A 17,311-nucleotide genomic window follows, 5' to 3' on the forward strand; every position below is an offset into this window, starting at 1 on the left:
CTCCGGACCGGGGGTTATTCCGGCGTGTAGAGCCGCTGTATGCTTGAGAAGTCCAGCGTTCCATTGCCCTGCCCGGCGTGCAGCTCGAACAGGTTGCGTGCCAGGGAGCCCATGGGGATGGCTGCATGATTCTTGACGGCATTGTCAAACGCCAGCCCCAGGTCCTTGTTCATCAGATTGACCAGGAACCCGCCCTCATAGCCCCGGGAAGCCGGAACACCCTCCATCACGCCGGGCCAAGGGTTGTAAACGTTCAACGCCCAGTTGCCGCCGGAGCTCTGCTTCATGATTTCGGACAAGACGGCGGGATCGAGCCCGTTCTTGACGCCCAGCGCCAGCGCTTCACTGGTGCCCGCCATCAGAATAGCCAGCATCATGTTGTTGCAGATCTTGGCCACCTGACCGGAGCCGTGTTCGCCGGCGTGGAATATGTTCTTGCCCATGCCTTCAAGAATGGGCTTTGCCTTGGTGAAGGTTGCTTCCGCACCACCGCAAATGAACGTCAGGGTGCCTGCCTTAGCGCCACCAACGCCGCCGGACACCGGGGCGTCGAGGAACGGAATATCCCGCGCTTTTGCGACCTCGGCAACACCGCGTGCGGTCTCGGGCGCAATGGTTGATGAATCGATCACCAGAGTGCCGGCCGGCAGGCTGGCCAGCAGGCCATCGTCACCCAGGTAGACCGCTTCCACGTGCTGACCGGCGGGGAGCATGGTAATCACACACTCTGCGCCAGCCGCTGCTTCGTGGGCCGTGTTTGCGGATTTCGCACCCTCGGATACCAGCGTTGCGACGGCGTCCTTGGACAGGTCAAACACGGTGACGTCATGGCCGGCTTTGACCAGATTGCTGGCCATGGGGCCGCCCATATTGCCAAGCCCGATGAAGGTAATTGTTGCCATAGTTCTTCCCCTTTCTTGTTGTATTCGAATGAGTGGGCCGGCTTGCGTTATTGAGTGAAAAAGTCGTCGATCCAGGCCGGGTCCATTTCCGCCAGAGAGGCATAGCGCCAGCGTGGCTGCTGATCCTTGTCAATTAGCAGCGCACGGATACCTTCGGCGAATTCGCCTTTCGTCAGGCACTTGCTGGAAAGCGTCAGTTCTTTATCCAGCACTTCCTGCAGGCTGTCGTGGCGGACGTTGTTGAGGTGCCGCCAGCACAGCGCCAGGGAAGTGGGTGAGGCCGTGGCCAGGGATCGGGTTGCTTTGGCCAGCCAGCCTTCACCGCTCGAGAGTTCGTGCAACTGGGCCACAATGTCTTCCAGCGTGTCGGCATCCGTCACCCGGTTGATGTCGTCAAAGTGGGTGCGCACCGGTGACTCCGGCAGCGCATCGGCGCTTTGTTGCTCGAACTGGCGCAGTACGCTGCTGACCACGGCATGGCTGTTCTCATCCAGCCAGTTCCGTTGTGTCAGGGCGGCCACGACTGACGCTTTCAGATCATGACGGATGAACCGGTCCGCCAGGCCCACATACAACGCGTCTGTGCCGTTCATGCGGGCGCCGGTCAGGCCCAGAAACAGCCCCGTGCGTCCCGGTGCGCGGTTCAGGAACCAGCCTGCGGCGACGTCGGGATACAGGCCAATGCTGCTCTCGGGCATCGCCAGTTTGGAGCCCTCGGTGACCACCCGGTGAGACGCCCCCGCCATAATGCCCATACCGCCACCCATGACGATGCCATGGCCCCAGCACACGATGGGCTTGGGGAAGGTATGGATGAGGTAGTCCATCTCGTATTCTTCTTCGAAAAAAGTGACTCCCTCACCCGCTCCGCTACCCGCTCCACGGGGCTCAGTCATGCTGCGATACAGGGCCACGATGTCGCCGCCGGCACAGAACGCCTTGTCGCCCTCGGCCTCCAGCCACACCGCGCACACGCTGCTGTCGTCTGCCCAACGCTTCAGTTGCGGCGTCAGCAGGCGGATCATTTCCAGAGACAGTGAGTTGAGGGCTTTTGGCATGTTCAGCCGGGCCACGGCAATGTATCCGCCGTCGGCGGTGGGCCACTCCTCGAAAACCATGGGTTGGGCAGTCATATCAACGGTTCTTCCATTCCGGTTTGCGCTTGTCCAGAAAAGCGTTGACGCCTTCCTTCTGATCCTCGGTGGAAAACAGCTCAATGAACAGTTCGCGCTCCATGCGCCAACCGTCCTCATGGCTGCGGCCGTCCCGGGCACTCATGACCAGCGTCTTGCAGCGGGCCGTTGACGACGGGCTCTGCTTGCACGCCATCTCAGCCAGTTCCAGGGCTTTCTCCAGACTCTTACCGGTGGCAACCACTTCTTCCACCAACCCGATCTGCAGGGCCTTGTCCGCCTTGACGCGCTCGCCGCACAGGATCATGCGCTTGGCCCAGCCCTCACCCACCAGCCACGGCAGGTTCTGGGTGCCACCGGCGCAGGGCAACAGGCCAACGCCGGCTTCCGGCAGCGCCATCTGGGCGTGCTCCTCGGCAATTCGGATGTCACAGGCCATGGCACACTCCAGCCCGCCGCCCATGGCATAACCGTTGACGGCAGCAATGGATACCCCGCGAAATCCGCTCAGTGCGGCGAAGGCTTCACCGAAGGCCTGGGCCATCCGGTTGGCTCGGGCTATGTCACCGTCGGCGAACGACTTCAGGTCGGCGCCGGCAGAGAAGAACTTTTCACCCTGACCGGTCACCACCAGGGCGAAAATGTCACGGTCTTCATTCAGTTCCCGGATGGTCGCCGTCAGAGCGGACAGGGAATCCCCGGTCCAGGTATTGGCCGGTGGGTTGTTGATGGTCAGTATGGCAATGTGCCCGCGTTTCTCGAGCTGAATCAGATCGCTCATGGAACTCTCCTTCTATCTGGTTTCCACGACTGCTTGAATGGTTTCGGCCCCGGTTACTGAATGGCTTCCGCCACGCCGTCATCCAGCAGTCGGCGGGCCACAATCAGGCGCATGATTTCGTTGGTGCCTTCCAGAATCTGGTGCACCCGCAGGTCCCGCAGGAAGCGCTCCAGCGGATATTCCCGGATATAACCGTAGCCACCGTGCAACTGCAGAGCGTCGTTCACCACGTCAAAACAGGCGTCGGTGGCAAACCGCTTGGCCATGGCACAATGCAGCGTGGCCTCGGGATCGCCATTGTCGAGCTTGAAGGCACCCAGGCGCACCATCTGCCGTGAGGCCACCAGGTTGGTGGCCATGTCGGCCAATTTGAATTGCAGCGCCTGGAACGCCGCCAGCGGCTTGCCGAACTGTTCGCGCTCATGCATGTAATTGCGGGCGCGCACCAAGGCCGCCTGGGCGCCACCCAGTGAGCAGGTGGCAATGTTCAGGCGCCCACCGTCGAGGCCTTTCATGGCGATGGCGAAGCCGTCCCCCTCATCGCCCACCCGGTTACTGGCGGGAATGCGAACGTTCTCCAGGCTGATCATGCGGGTGGGCTGACTGTGCCAGCCCATCTTCTCTTCGTTCTTGCCGTAGGCAATGCCCTCAGCATCGGCCGGAATGACAAAGGTGGATATGCCTCTGGCGCCGGAATCCGCTGCACCGGTGCGGGCCATCAGCACCAGCAGGTCGGTGGCACCGGCGCCGGAGATGAACACCTTACTGCCATTGATCACATAACTGTCACCCTCCCGCACGGCCTTGGTCCTCAGACTGGCAGCATCGGAGCCGGCACCCGGCTCGGTCAGGCAGTAAGAGGCCAGCCACTCACCGCTGGCCAGTTTCGGCACGATTTCCTGCTTGAGATCGTCCGAGGCGAAGCTGGCCACCATCCAGGTCGCCATGTTGTGAATGGTGATAAACGCCGCTGTGGAAGGACAGGCCGCAGCCAGCTCTTCCACAATCACCGAGGTGTCCAGCCTGGACAGGCCCATGCCACCAAGGGCTTCCGGGGTGTACATGCCCATAAAGCCCATGTCACCGGCTTCCCTGAGCACGTCTTTCGGGAAAATATGTTCTTCGTCCCAGCGCGCGGCGTGAGGCGCCATGGATTTCTCCGCAAACGCCCGGGCAGCCTCACGAAACGCCAGCTGGTCTTCTGTCAGGTTAAAGTCCATCGCTCATCTCCACTGTCCAGTCCGAAGGGCCCCCTCGGTCAGGAAGGCCCCGATCCCGTTAACGCAACTGAATGGAGAAATTGGCTTCTGTGGACGTGGCCTCACTGGAGAACCAGCGCGAGGTGACCGTCTTGGTTTCGGTGTAGAAACGCACGGCTTGCTTACCATAGGCGTGCTGGTCACCGTAGAAGGACCCCTTCCAGCCGGTGAACGAAAAGAACGGCAGGGGTACCGGGATGGGGATGTTCACACCCACCTGGCCCACATCAATCTCGTGCTGGAAGCGACGTGCACAACCACCGGAACTGGTGAAGATGGACACACCGTTGCCGTATGGGCTGCTGTTGATCAGTTCAATGGCGTCACCAAGGCTGTCCAGCTCCACGCAGGACAGCACGGGGCCGAAAATTTCCTCGTTGTAAATATCCATTTCCGTGGTCACACCGGAGAACAGCGTGGGCCCAACCCAGTTACCATCGGGCAGACCCTCCACGGTGCAGCCGCGGCCGTCCAGCAGCAGCCTGGCGCCCTGGGCTTCACCGGTGGCAATCAGTGATTCGATACGATCCTTGGCTTTGCAAGAAATAACCGGGCCATAACTGGCACCGGAGTCGCTCCAGGCACCCGGGCGCACCTTGGCCATGGCTTCTTTCAGCTCGGGGATCCACTGCTGGGCCTCACCTACAAACACCGCCACAGAGATCGCCATGCAACGCTGACCCGCGGCACCAACAGACGCGCCGACCAGGGCATTGATCACCTGTTGCTTGTCAGCATCCGGCAGGATGACCATGTGATTCTTGGCGCCAGCGAAACTTTGTACTCGCTTCATATTGCGGGTACCGGTTTCGTAAATATAACGGCCCACAGGCACGGAACCGACAAACGAAACGGCCTTGATGGCCGGATCAGTCAGCAGCACGTCCACTTGCTCCTTGCCACCATGCACCACCTGAAGAACACCTTTAGGCGCACCGGCTTCCTCGAACAGCTCCGCCAGACGCATCGGCGTTAGCGGGTCCTGCTCGGACGGCTTGAGAATAAAGGTGTTACCGCAGGCAATGGCCATCGGAAACATCCACAGCGGGATCATGGCCGGGAAATTGAACGGGGTAATACCGGCACACACGCCCAGCGGCTGAATCCAGGAGTGGGTATCCACTTCCCGGGCCACGTTCTCAACCGTCTCGCCCATCATCATGGAGGCCACGTTGGCGGCGTGCTCAACCACTTCAATACCACGCCAGACGTCGCCCTTGGCATCATCAAACGTCTTACCGGTTTCCTGTGACAGGATTTCGGCAATCTCGTCATGGTGTTCTTTCAACAATGCCTGGTAGCGCAGCATAACGCGGGCACGTTCGGACACTGGGACTTCTTTCCAGGACTTGAACATCTCGCTGGCACTGTCGATGGCCTTGCGCATTTCGCTATCGGTGGTGCACGGCGCTTTGGCGATGACCTCGTTGGTGGCCGGGTCGGTCACATCAATCCATTCACTGGCCTGGCTCTGAACAAATTCGCCGGCGAGATACAGAGGTACGTTCTTCATCATTTGTTCCCTGCTTGTTGTTGTACGGGGAAGTCGCCCGAACTGCCGCGGGACGACCACGTTTGAATTGATGCTAGCACAGGAATTCCGTACGCACCGATTGACTAAATTTCGCCCGTGATGGACTATCTTTCGATCAGAGGCCAAACAGTCGATTGATTCATGACCCAGACTTCCCAATGGCCAGTGCCGCCAGACAGCATTCGCTATGTGGTGCCTGCCCCCATTATCAGACTAATGTCGACCTACCCTCTCACCCGGGACCTGTTCCCGCTGGCATTTGGCCATTACCGCCGGGCCGCGGGCCATCACATGCACCGCGAGCACCACCACGACAATCTTTTGATTTACTGTACCGAGGGCAAAGCCTTCCTGAACGTCGAGGGTGAACCCCTCACGGTGGAGGCCGGCGATTTGCTATTGCTGCCTGCGGGCGCGACGCACCGCTATACCGCTGACCCGGACAATCCATGGACCATTCACTGGGTGCACTATACGGGACCGCTGACCGAGGACTTCCGCCATTACATGGGCTTCGACAACACCCGCATTCGACACCTTGGTCGTCAGCCCCGCCTTTTGGTGGACTTCAACGGCCTGCTGTCGGTGCGGCAGACCGGCTTTCGCACCCGCGGCCTGATCCACGCCGCCAATCGCCTGCGCCAGTTGCTGGCCGCCGTGCCCCTGAATGCGGATGAAACCAGCCACGAGCGGAAAACCGAGCTGGACACCATCCACAATTACATGAGGGAGCATCTGGATGAACGGGTATCACTGGAGCAACTGGCAGACCTGGCCGGGTTGTCGCCGGCGCATTTCGCCACCCGTTACCGTGAGCAGACCGGTACCCCGCCCATTGCCCACTTCCTGCACCTGAAGGTGGAGCGGGCTTGCCAGATGCTCGACACCACCAGCCTGAGCTTTGCCGACGTCAGCCGACGCCTGGGTTATGACGACGCTTACTACTTCTCGCGATTGTTCAAGAAAGTGATGGGGCAATCGCCGACAGATTACCGCCACACCAGCCGCCACTGAATGTAGATCGATCGGAAAAGGCGGTTCGGGCCAAGGTTGGGTCTGCCGCTATCTGCGGCTTTTGTTGCGCCCGCTGGAACGATACTCTAGGCCTTCACCTTGTATCCGTCCGCGGGACTGTCACCAAAACACGAGTAACACCATGGCTATGTACACCATTGAAATTGACGAAACCTTCAACGTACCGCGCAACCGGGTTTTCGCCCTGTTTGCCGACCACGAGCGCTTTGGCAAGCTGCTTGGCGCACCGGTAAAGCGTATCCATGACAGCGACCAGGCTGACCCCAATGGCCTGGGCTCTGTGCGCAAGATCGGCATCGGTCCCATCGGGCTGGAAGAGACGGTGATCGGATTCGAGCCGGATTCGCTGATCGAATACACCATCACCAGCTCCAGCCCGATTCGCAACCACCTTGGTCGCATCCGCTTCGAGGATTCCGGTGAGGGTCAGACCCGGGTGAACTACACCATCACTTTCGAAGATATCGTGCCGTTTACCGGAAAGGTGGTGAGCGCAGCCCTTGAGCAGGGCATCCGCAAGGGCATCAAGCGGGTACCGAAGCTGGCCTGAACCCTCGCTTTCCGCGCGATACGCATCGACCGGCTTCTGAGGGCCGGTCGGCTGTTCTGCTGCCAATGCCGGCCCGTTATAAGCACTTCCCCTATTGTCATAATGGGCCTTCGGACGAATACCTGCTGTTCTTTTCATACCAATCATGTGTACAGTCGTACACACAATAGAGTGAGGTCAGGATGACCCCTAACAAAAAACAGCCGTAGGGTTTCGTTTTTGTTTCTTTCTCTAAAAGGAGGCTCTGATATGAGCTTGCATACAAATCGTTTGATTGGTTTGACCCAGGAACGGGCGATGGAAGTAAAAACCGGCGTCACCGACCTGCACATTGGCTGGCAGAACGAGTTCGAGCAGCAACAGCAGAAGGACCCATCCGGACATAACCACCGCGCGCCGGTGGTAACCTGGAAGCGCGACGGCGTCACTTACCAGTTCGTACCGACGCTTGAATTCCGGGTGAATGTCACGGAAACGCTGTGGATTCGCCGCATTCTCGGCCTGACCGACGATCCCGACTTTTTGGTAGACAGCGAGAGCCTTGCTGCTGCCATCGAGGCCCAACTGACAAGTCGGGGCGTTACCCAACCACAGGGTCAGAGCACGGCTAGCGCCTGATCTCCCTGAAAACAGAACAGCAGCCCATCGCTGCTGTTCTGTTGCTTTCCTCTACTGATGTACTCCACTCGGCAGAATGTCCTTAACGGATACTGAGGCTGAAGGCACCGAAGGCAGGACCGCAACGGAAACGGTCATTATCCGTTAACCCTTCATGACTCAAACCTACCTTTTCACTATACATCCGATACCCGCATGTACCCGCAGACGCTGGGAAAACCGTCGTGGATCAAATGTCATCCGGAAAAGGCGGCAATTAAGCCTGTAATCCGAACGTTTTGTTCAGTAAAATCCGCCTCTTTCAGATTGATTCATGAGGCAGCGCAATGGGCAGAGCCTATCAGAACCGTAAAGAATCCATGGCCAAAACGGCCGCGGCAAAAACCAAGGTCTACAGCAAGTATGGCCGCGAGATCTACATGGCGGCCAAGTCCGGCGGTACCGACCCGGACGGTAACCTCTCGCTGCGCGGACTGATCGAGCGGGCCAAAAAAGACCAGGTTCCGTCCCACGTTATCGAGAAAGCCATCGACAAGGCCAAGGGCGGCGCCGGTGAAGATTATTCCACCGCTCGCTATGAGGGTTACGGCCCGGGCAACTGCATGGTGATCGTGGACTGCCTGACAGACAATCCCAACCGCACCTTTGGTGATGTGCGTCTGGCCTTCACAAAGACCAAGTGCAAAATCGGCACACCGGGCGCTGTCGCCCATATGTTCGACCATTGCGCCATCTTCGCGTTCAAGGGCGAAGATGAAGAGGCGGTGCTGGAAGCGTTGATGGAAGCCGATGTGGATGTAACGGACATCGAGAACGAGAACGGACTGATCACCGTGTTCACCCCGAATACCGAATACGCCAAGGCGCGGCAAGCGCTGGTGGATGCTATTGAGGGCATCGACTTCGACGCGGACGAGATTCAGTTTCTGCCCAAGACGTCAACGCCGGTGGAAGGGGATGACATCCCAATGTTCGAGAAATTTCTGGACATGCTCAACGAACTGGACGACGTCCAGAACGTGTTCCACAACGCCGAGCTGCCTGAGTAAGAGCATTCGCCGGTGTAAACACAAAAGCCCCGCTGCCTTCTCAGGCAGCGGGGCTTTTTACTGGCATTTTGGTATTACTGCGGCGTGGCGAACACTTGAGTCCAGTAGTTCTCGTAATCCACGTTAATGGCGTCCACGCGCGTCACGGCGAACTCGGTAAACCTCGGATCCATGATATTACGACAATGGCCCGGGCTTTCCAGCCAGGCGTCCATCACCGTCTCCACCTCGTCATATCCTGCTGCGATGTTCTCACCAACCACCGACCAATCGTACTCTGTTGCCGTGGCACGGGCGCCGACCCGCAAACCGTCCGATCCTATGTGACTGAAAAAGTTGTTGGTGGCCATATCCTGGCTGTGTGCCGTTGCTGCGGCTTCGATCGGGCAGTTGTAAGTCAGCGGCTGTGCCGCCGCAAACGATTCCGTACCGCAGCTGCGCGCAGTGGCACGGGCCGCATTAACCTGCTCCAGCATGGCGGCCTGGTAAATATCCACCTCGCAACCCTCGATCATCACCGTTTCGCTCTGGGTGGACTCCGTCGCGGTCGCAGAGGTCTCGGAACTGTCGGCAACGGCAGACGCTCGGCCGCTGTCGGTGCTGCTGCTGTCGCTTCCACCACCCCCCCCGCCGCATCCGACCAGCAGGAGTGCAGAGAAAGCCAAGGCTGGAACCGTCAATTTTATGGTCATATTACACCGTAATCCGCGTCAATTTGTAAGCAATGCTACGGTGTCTTTTCGGCGAAAAATGTGAGCACTTCAGCGGAACTACATTAAATTACAGAGACTTACTTTAAAGTAACGCGTCACTGCCACCGCGCTTACCCATGACACTTAAAGACAAGAATTTTCGGGGGCCACCAATGCGTTTGAGGCGGGTTGTCCAGTATGATTGTGACTTTGCGTGACACCCGAGGAGCGCCACCATGAGCCGTACCCCCGAAACCGCCCGAACGCCAAAACTGGTTATTCTGAAAACCGGCTCTACCTACCCGTCGCTCAAGGCGCAATTTGGCGACTTCGATCGCTGGTTTATGCGCGGCCTGGGCGGGGGGCTGGACATTACCGTGGTCAACGTGGCTGCTGGCGAGTCACCGGGTCACCCGGAACAGTGGGACGGTATTGTCGTGACGGGGTCGCCCGCAATGGTCACCGAGCAGGCACCCTGGAGCGAACTGACCGGGACCTGGCTCGCCCAGGCGGTTGATCAGAGGGTTCCGCTGCTGGGCGTCTGTTACGGGCACCAGCTGCTGGCTCATGCACTGGGCGGCGAAGTTGGGTATCACCCCAGGGGACGTGAGAGCGGCACCTATCAGGTGGAGCGGCTGGAGGCTGCGGAAACCGACCCGCTATTCAGGCACCTGCCCGAGCGCTTCAACGCTCAGCTCACCCATCGCCAATCCGTTCTGACATTGCCGGAAACCGCAGTGCTACTTGCCCGCAATAGTTTTGAACCACATCAGGCCTTCCGGGTTGGCCCCTGCGCCTGGGGGGTGCAGTTCCACCCCGAATTCACCGATGAGGTAATGGCGGCCTATCTGGACGTTCAGGCACCGGATCTGGAGAAAGAGCAATTGGATCCCCGGGCTTTGCGAGCGGCAGTAGCTGCGGCACCGGAAGCGAGCAGTCTGCTCGAACGCTTCGCCGAGCTGGTCCGCCAAAAGCAGTAGCACCACTCGACCTGTCAGACGACCCTCTCGCGAGAGAAATAGGCAGTCAGTGCGCGTGTGCAGTATAGTCTTCGGGGTTATGACTCAGGAGCCAGGAAGCTTGCCCATGACAGTGAAGTTCGTGATTGCCGCGTTGTTATTGCTGGTCGCCGGAACCGGCCTTTACCACACCCTGAAACCCCTCCCGAATGGCATCAGTTACAGCGGGCCCCTGGCACCGCTGGTAAACCCGACACTGCTGACCGACGTCACGGTGCACCAGGCCGACGGCAGTACCCGGCTGGAGCACACCATTTTTGACGAAGTTCTGCGCCAGATTGCCAACGCCGAACGATTTATCCTGGTCGATATGTTTCTGTTCAACGACAGCAAACCCGAGGGGGCCTCCGGCTACCGCCCCCTCGCCCGGCAGTTGACTGAGGCCCTGATCCAGCGCAAGCAAGCGCTTCCGGACATCCACATTGTGGTGATCTCCGACCCCATCAATACCTTTTATGGCGGCACCCGCTCGCCCTGGTTCGAAGCACTCAGCGAGGCCGGCATTTCCGTTGTGGAGACGAATCTCACCCGACTCAGGGACAGCAACCCCGCGTGGTCAGGGTTGTGGCGGGTGTGCTGCCAGTGGCTGGGGAATTCCCCGGATGGGGGCTGGCTACCCAATGCCCTGCAAGGCCAGCCGGTCACTCTGCGGAGCTACCTTGCCCTCCCCAACTTCAAGGCCAACCACCGAAAACTGATGGTCACGGATGACGGTGACGCGATGCGGGCGCTGGTGACGTCCGCCAACCCCCATGACGGCAGCAGCCGCCACAGCAACATCGGCCTCAGCTTCAGCGGCCCCGCCGTTGCGGATTTGCTGGCAAGCGAACGGGCGGTGCTGGAAATGTCGGGCATCGACACCGCCCTGATCAGCCGCACAATCGCTGACATTCCTGCCAGAGCTGGTGCCGCACCGGCCATGGGCGATACCGTCCAGGTGGTTACTGAATCCGCCATACTGTCCAGCGCGCTGGGCATGATCGCGTCCGCCGGCGCCGGCGATCGGGTGGATCTGGCGGTGTTCTATCTGTCCCATCGCCAGGTCGTTCAGGCACTGATTCAGGCGCATCAGCGCAAAGCCCGCGTCCGCATACTCCTGGACGCCAATAACGACGCCTTTGGCCACGAAAAGAACGGCATTCCCAACCGTCAGGTGGCGGCGGAACTGACTCGCGCCGGGATACCGGTACGTTGGTGCAATACCCGCGGTGAGCAGTGCCACAGTAAGCTACTGATAACCCGTGACAGCAGCGGCAATGCGGAAATCCTGCTTGGCTCGGCTAACCTGACCCGGCGTAATCTGGATGATCTCAACCTGGAGACCAATATCCACCTGCGGTTATCCGCTTCCTCTGCCGTCGCCACCGAAGCGATCGTTTTTTTCGAGCGCCAATGGCAGCAGGGCCCCGGTTCGACGCCGGTGATGAGCCAGCCCTATGAAATCTGGGCAGACGGGTCCGGACTCAAGTACTGGCGCTATCGGCTGATGGAAGCCACCGGGCTGTCCACTTTCTGAGGCACGAGGCCAACGTTCACATTCATGGCAGATTTTGCCGCGAACGTGATTGAAACGGCGGTTCAGGAACTTGCTGAAAAAATGGTAACCCCCTCTGCACTCCTTAACTGGCCTGAGCTCAAGCCGGATGTGCAACCTGCCTGCCCCCTCCGCCGGTTGCCATGCGGAAACCAACTGCTCTATCGTGGTCAACGGTCTATCACCAAAAAGAACAGGAGTTAGGGATGCAGGCAATTCGCAAAAACCTGAGACATGTGTCGTTCTTTCTGGCCATCCTGATGGCCATGACCACGGTCTGGTCATCCGCCGCAACAGCCGATGTGATAGGAACCGGCGAGTTGCTGACGGAACAACGGGCCGACATTGACCGCGAGTCGCTGCTCAGCATGCTTGAGCAGCAAGAGGTCAAGGACAAACTGGCCGATATGGGCGTCAGTCAGGAGGTGGTGGAAGAGCGTATCCAGAACCTGACACCGGCCGAGCTGGCCGAATTCGAGCAACAGCTGGCCCAGGCTGAAGTCGGTGAGGGCGTGGTGGGCATTATCGTGCTCTTCCTGTTGGTGTTCATCATCACAGACATGCTGTGTGCGACCAACATCTTCTCCTTCATCAACTGCATTCGCTGAGTCTACCGTGAGACTGTCAGACGGTATCCAGTGATCGCGCAACTCGCCTCAAACCTCGCCAGAACCTTCATCAGCCTTGTGCTGGTAACGGTTCTGGCCGGCTGCGCCAGCCGCCCGCAATGGCCGGCGCAACCCGCCGGCGACAGCCAGGCCAATCTTCAGCAGCGTTGGGTGCTCGATTCCGTACCCTTCTATCCTCAGGAAAAATATCAGTGCGGACCGGCCTCGCTGGCCATGATGCTGAATACCCGCGGCTTCAACACCAACCCGGACGTTCTCAAAGAGCTGGTCTACCTGCCCGAACGTGAAGGCAGCCTGAGGGTCGAGCTGGTCGCGGGAGCCCGAAGCCATGGCCTACTGGTGTATGAGCTTGATGGCAGCCTGGCCGCTCTGTTGTCAGAAGTCGCTGCTGGCAACCCGGTGCTGGTGATGCAGAATCTGGGACTGAGCTGGTGGCCGCAATGGCATTTTGCGGTGGTGATCGGCTTTGACCGGGACGAACGCAACATCATCCTGCACACCGATACCCGGGAACAACACGCCGAAAGCCTGGAGGTGTTCACTGCCACCTGGAACCGTGCCGACAACTGGGGAGCCGTCATGATGGCCCCGGACCAGCTGCCTGTCACCGCAGACCCTATTTCCTATCTGATGGCGGCCAACGACCTTGAAACCACCGGACGCACCCTGACCGCGATGACCGCCTATCAGACCGCAGAGGCTGAGTGGCCGGAACAGCCCGCCGCCATTATGGGCCAGGGCAACATTGCCTACGCCCGCTCGGACTGGCCGCAGGCCATAGGGCATTATCTGCGCATGACGGAACGATTTCCCACACTGGCACCCGGCTGGCATAATTTATCCCAGGCCCTCGGCAAGGCCGGCTGCGCCAAACAGGCCAACAAGGCGGCCAATTGTGCCGCACAGCTGACCCCGGACCGATTTCAGCCCACTGCCGGCAACAACGCGGTGGCATCTGGCGCCAGCAACACCCTATGCCCGGTCATCCAGTGCCCGGCCCCGGCCTCACCCTGAGCGGTCAGGCTTTGCGGAACAGGGCAACATCCTTCGCCGGCACCTCAAGTTGCCAGCCATGCACCCGCGCCAGCCATGCCAGAGTGGCCTCCCGGTAAAATACCACGTGGGTGGGATCCCGGCGGTAATGCCAGTTGGCAAACTGCCGGTCGTCGGTCTGGAAACAGGTCATCACGGCCAACCAGCCACAAGGCCTCACCAGCGAATCCAGTTGGCGAAAAACCTTCGCCGGCTGATGCAGGTGCTCCACCACTTCGGTGCAGGTCACAAAATCGTAGGTGTGATTCAGCGCCGACGGATCAGCATGGAAGAACGGGTCGTAGAGGCTTATCTTCATCCCGGCCTGTTCGAGCATCAACGCCAGCGCCGGGCCGGGGCCGCAGCCAAAATCCAGCCCCTGCGCACCCACTTCAAGACGCTCCAGCAGGGGCGTGGTCAGCTTTGACAGGAAGCGGCGGTAACCCGGATCGTGCGGATCGTTGTCATGCAGATCGTAGACGTCACGTTCCCGATGCGCCGTAAGCCAGTGGGCTGGGTCCATCACCGTGGCTTCACACCACGGGCAGCGATGATACGCCGTGCCTTGCACCTGCTGAAAAGGCTTTAGCCGGCCGGTTTCACACACCGGGCAGGTTTGCGGTTCGATCAAAGACGCTCCTGATAATCTGAACAAAGTTTCATTGTGATATTCGGTCATGACCCGGCAACCGTGAATCGCTCGGGATCCGGTGCCCGCTATGAGCGTGTTGAACTTACCCTGGACAATGGCGACTCCGCCTGGGTCTAACGGCTGATGGAACCGGTATTGCAGGAATTGTCGGAAGAGCTCGATGACTAGTCCGCAAGGCCTGCCGCCGCGCGCAATTGCCGATCCAGAACCTGTGCATCCAGTGCCCCGGCAGCAATCACTTCAACCCGCGACATGTCACGTGCCTCGGTGGCGATCACCGACAATGCGCCGTCAGCCACATTGACCGCCCGCCAGCCTTCCAGGCAATGCACCACGGCTTTGAAGCGCGCCAGTCGGTCGTCCATCGCCATGGCCATGAGGGTGTTTTCGTCCAGCCGCAATTCGGGATGGATCTTCCACCCGACACTGACATGGCCCTGGCCCTGGTTGGTCACCTGCTGCCAGGGCTGTTCGTTGATATCCACCGGCGTTTCTGCATCCGCACGCTGCCCGTGATGGTGGTGTGCGTGAGGGGTGGTTACCTGCGGCAAATCGGTGTTGCCCTCAAGCCACTGCGGAGCTAGCCGCCCGAAACGGGTATGAAACACCGCCCGCCGCGCCGGCTCCAGCGCTTCTGCCCACTGATCAAAGGCGGCAATCTGCTCAGCTGTGCAGACATCGGTTTTATTGGCCACCAGAATGTCACTTGCTGCCACCTGATCACGGAACTGCACATTCTCGCGCACCCGGGCGTCCTCAAGCCGCCGGGGATCCACCAGACAAATGACCGGCCCCAGAGCCAGCACGTCCCGGTAGTGCTCACTGGTCAGGGTATCAAGGATCTGGGACGGGTGGCCCAGCCCGGTGGGCTCGATCAAAAGGCGGTCGGGCTTCGACTTGTGGATCAGTTGATTCAAACCGATCTGCATCGGCAGGCCGGCGACACAGCACATGCAACCGCCGGGAATCTCCCGCACAAACGCCCCCTCCCGTTCCAACAGCGCGCCATCGATGCCGACCTCACCAAATTCGTTAACCAGCACTGCCCAGACTTCGCCCTCGGGCCGCTGGCTGAGCAAGTCCAGTATCGCGGTGGTTTTCCCGACCCCGAGGAACCCCAGGATCAAATTGGTTGGAATAGGCTGTTTCATGGGCAGTCCGCAGGCAGAGAGACGTTTTAGAATGTTATACTATAACACCTTGAGACAGTATGGGCATTCACAATTTGTGAGCCTGGCCAGCCTCAGATCTGCACCTTGCCTCGCAGAGCCTTGGTTTTACCCTTTCGGGTTTTCTTGTCAACGCGTTTGCGCTGCGACGACCTGGTCGGGCGGGTTGCACGGCGGGCCTTCTGCTGTTTGACCGCCTCCAGTATCAGTTCTTTGAGTCGCTCAAGGGCATCCTCTTTGTTCAGTTCAAGGGTCCGGAACGACTGGGCCTTGATGATAACGATGCCCTCCTTGCTGATGCGCTGATCCGATAGTTGCATCAGCCGCTCTTTGTAGAACGGCGGCAAGGTCGACCGGAGAATGTCGAAACGAAGGTGCACAGCAGAGGCCACCTTGTTCACATTCTGCCCGCCGGCACCCTGGGCGCGAATCTGGGTTATTTCAATTTCCCAGTCGGCAAGTTCTACGGCGCTGGAAATTTTCAACATGACGGCATCACGGCTTCACATAGACTTTAGAAGGCATCGGCGGCAATCCTTCACTGGAACTGGATCAGGAAGGATGGAGTATCCCCTTCCCGCGTGCCACTAACTTAAAGAATACCGGCGGATAACACAATTTTGGCGGCGCTCTCCCCGCTGCCCTGTGACTGACGCCTTACCGTGACCCTGCTATCATCCGCTGAACATCAGACACGCCTCACCGTTTAACCGTTACAGGACACCCATGGCCACCGGAACCTCCACCCGTCTCAACAAATACATCAGTGAAAGCGGTATGTGCTCGCGACGGGAAGCAGACCGGTACATCGAGCAGGGCAATGTCTACATCAACGGCAAGCGCGCCACGGTGGGCGGTCAGGTGTTGCCGGGCGATACTGTCAAGGTCAACGGCCAGGTTATCGAGCCGCGGTCTGAGGACGAACTGGTGTTCATCGCAGTCAACAAGCCCGTGGGTATTGTCAGCACCACTGACAGTGCGGAAAAACACAATATCCAGCGGTTTGTGGGACATGGTGAGCGGATTTTCCCGATCGGGCGGCTGGACAAAGACTCCCAGGGGCTTATTTTCATGACCAGCAATGGGGATCTGGTCAACAAGATTCTGCGGGCGGGCAACAATCACGAAAAGGAATACCTGGTCACCGTCGATAAACCAGTCACCAAAGCCTTTATTGAGGGCATGGCAAACGGAGTGCCGATCCTGGGCACCGTCACCAAAAAGTGCAAGGTTCACCAGGAATCGCGGTTTGTTTTCCGCATCACGCTGATTCAGGGGCTGAACCGCCAGATTCGCCGGATGTGCGAGCACTTCGGCTACGAGGTGACCCGACTGGAGCGCGTCCGCATCATGAACGTCAGCCTGAAGGGGCTGCCGGTCGGCCAATGGCGGGATCTGACCCAGAAAGAGCTGGCGGAATTGTTCGACGCCATCCGCGATTCGTCCTCGGAAGCGCCGCCCGCCGCAAACAAGACCGCCTCCCGACCGGACAAGGGCGCCACCCGGAGATCCCCCGGGAAGAGCGCCGGCGCAACGTCGAAACCCTCCAGACACAAAAAACCCGGCAACAGAGACGCGGCAAGGCCCGGAAAACGCTCAAAACAGGCCAAACCCAAACAGCGCAGCGTCAAGCGTTGATCTGGAACAGAGAAAAACCCGTCCTTAAAGACTACACTGTTGGAGTATGCTAAAGGCCAGGATTAATTCGCCGAGCCAGGCCCAT

General features: G+C 59.3%; 18 protein-coding genes. 9 read left to right on the forward strand and 9 right to left on the reverse strand.

Annotation, left to right across the window (positions count from 1 at the left end; genetic code table 11):
• Positions 1 to 14: 14 nt before the first annotated feature.
• The 5 genes from mmsB to R0125_RS13835 are packed head-to-tail and all read right to left on the reverse strand — an operon-like array spanning position 15 to position 5,591.
• Positions 15 to 902 (reverse strand): 3-hydroxyisobutyrate dehydrogenase, encoded by an 888-nt coding sequence (gene mmsB / locus R0125_RS13815; RefSeq protein ID WP_248182630.1) that lies wholly within the window; start codon positions 900 to 902, stop codon positions 15 to 17.
• Positions 903 to 949: 47 nt separating this feature from the next.
• A complete protein-coding gene (locus R0125_RS13820) occupies positions 950 to 2,035 on the reverse strand; it encodes an enoyl-CoA hydratase/isomerase family protein (protein ID WP_317238568.1) in 1,086 nt (361 codons plus the stop codon).
• A 1-nt stretch (position 2,036) separates the two neighbouring features.
• Positions 2,037 to 2,816, reverse strand: coding sequence for an enoyl-CoA hydratase (locus R0125_RS13825; protein ID WP_248182627.1), 780 nt, complete (start codon positions 2,814 to 2,816; stop codon positions 2,037 to 2,039).
• 53 nt (positions 2,817 to 2,869) lie between these two features.
• On the reverse strand, positions 2,870 to 4,036 hold the full coding sequence (locus tag R0125_RS13830) for an acyl-CoA dehydrogenase family protein (RefSeq protein ID WP_317238569.1): 1,167 nt from the start codon (positions 4,034 to 4,036) through the stop codon (positions 2,870 to 2,872).
• Positions 4,037 to 4,094: 58 nt separating this feature from the next.
• On the reverse strand, positions 4,095 to 5,591 hold the full coding sequence (locus tag R0125_RS13835) for a CoA-acylating methylmalonate-semialdehyde dehydrogenase (protein WP_317238570.1): 1,497 nt from the start codon (positions 5,589 to 5,591) through the stop codon (positions 4,095 to 4,097).
• 159 nt (positions 5,592 to 5,750) lie between these two features.
• Here R0125_RS13835 and R0125_RS13840 point away from each other — a divergent pair, with 159 nt between their 5' ends.
• The 4 genes from R0125_RS13840 (at position 5,751) to R0125_RS13855 (ending at position 8,861) form a co-directional block, all read left to right on the forward strand.
• Entirely contained in the window at positions 5,751 to 6,623 is an 873-nt protein-coding gene (locus tag R0125_RS13840; RefSeq protein WP_317238571.1) for an AraC family transcriptional regulator, read from the forward strand.
• A gap of 142 nt (positions 6,624 to 6,765) precedes the next feature.
• Complete coding sequence (locus tag R0125_RS13845) at positions 6,766 to 7,194, forward strand: SRPBCC family protein (protein WP_317238572.1); 429 nt, start codon at positions 6,766 to 6,768, stop codon at positions 7,192 to 7,194.
• Positions 7,195 to 7,443: 249 nt separating this feature from the next.
• Positions 7,444 to 7,812, forward strand: coding sequence for a hypothetical protein (locus tag R0125_RS13850; protein WP_248182621.1), 369 nt, complete (start codon positions 7,444 to 7,446; stop codon positions 7,810 to 7,812).
• Between the two features lie 326 nt (positions 7,813 to 8,138).
• Entirely contained in the window at positions 8,139 to 8,861 is a 723-nt protein-coding gene (locus tag R0125_RS13855; RefSeq protein ID WP_248182619.1) for a YebC/PmpR family DNA-binding transcriptional regulator, read from the forward strand.
• Between the two features lie 74 nt (positions 8,862 to 8,935).
• On the opposite strand, the gene R0125_RS13860 is transcribed toward R0125_RS13855, so the two are convergent.
• A complete protein-coding gene (locus tag R0125_RS13860; protein ID WP_317238573.1) occupies positions 8,936 to 9,526 on the reverse strand; it encodes a CAP domain-containing protein in 591 nt (196 codons plus the stop codon).
• 263 nt (positions 9,527 to 9,789) lie between these two features.
• Here R0125_RS13860 and R0125_RS13865 point away from each other — a divergent pair, with 263 nt between their 5' ends.
• From R0125_RS13865 to R0125_RS13880, 4 genes are all read left to right on the forward strand, one after another.
• Positions 9,790 to 10,533 (forward strand): glutamine amidotransferase, encoded by a 744-nt coding sequence (locus tag R0125_RS13865; RefSeq protein WP_248182615.1) that lies wholly within the window; start codon positions 9,790 to 9,792, stop codon positions 10,531 to 10,533.
• 106 nt (positions 10,534 to 10,639) lie between these two features.
• Positions 10,640 to 12,088: a phospholipase D family protein gene (locus R0125_RS13870; protein ID WP_317238574.1), complete on the forward strand. Its 1,449-nt coding sequence runs from the start codon at positions 10,640 to 10,642 to the stop codon at positions 12,086 to 12,088.
• A gap of 224 nt (positions 12,089 to 12,312) precedes the next feature.
• On the forward strand, positions 12,313 to 12,714 hold the full coding sequence (locus R0125_RS13875) for a PA2779 family protein (RefSeq protein WP_248182612.1): 402 nt from the start codon (positions 12,313 to 12,315) through the stop codon (positions 12,712 to 12,714).
• Between the two features lie 30 nt (positions 12,715 to 12,744).
• On the forward strand, positions 12,745 to 13,749 hold the full coding sequence (locus tag R0125_RS13880; RefSeq protein ID WP_317238575.1) for a PA2778 family cysteine peptidase: 1,005 nt from the start codon (positions 12,745 to 12,747) through the stop codon (positions 13,747 to 13,749).
• A gap of 4 nt (positions 13,750 to 13,753) precedes the next feature.
• Here R0125_RS13880 and R0125_RS13885 read toward each other — a convergent pair whose 3' ends face one another.
• From R0125_RS13885 to arfB, 3 genes are all read right to left on the reverse strand, one after another.
• Entirely contained in the window at positions 13,754 to 14,290 is a 537-nt protein-coding gene (locus R0125_RS13885) for a class I SAM-dependent methyltransferase (RefSeq protein ID WP_410797710.1), read from the reverse strand.
• Between the two features lie 293 nt (positions 14,291 to 14,583).
• On the reverse strand, positions 14,584 to 15,570 hold the full coding sequence (locus R0125_RS13890; protein ID WP_317238577.1) for a GTP-binding protein: 987 nt from the start codon (positions 15,568 to 15,570) through the stop codon (positions 14,584 to 14,586).
• 92 nt (positions 15,571 to 15,662) lie between these two features.
• A complete protein-coding gene (arfB, locus tag R0125_RS13895; RefSeq protein ID WP_317238578.1) occupies positions 15,663 to 16,076 on the reverse strand; it encodes an alternative ribosome rescue aminoacyl-tRNA hydrolase ArfB in 414 nt (137 codons plus the stop codon).
• Positions 16,077 to 16,314: 238 nt separating this feature from the next.
• On the opposite strand from arfB, the gene rluF reads away from it, so the two are divergent.
• Positions 16,315 to 17,226, forward strand: a complete 912-nt coding sequence (rluF, locus tag R0125_RS13900) for a 23S rRNA pseudouridine(2604) synthase RluF (protein WP_317238579.1) — start codon at positions 16,315 to 16,317, stop codon at positions 17,224 to 17,226.
• Positions 17,227 to 17,311 lie beyond the last annotated feature (85 nt).

Source organism: Marinobacter sp. M-5, from assembly GCF_032911545.1.
Classification (GTDB): domain Bacteria; phylum Pseudomonadota; class Gammaproteobacteria; order Pseudomonadales; family Oleiphilaceae; genus Marinobacter; species Marinobacter goseongensis.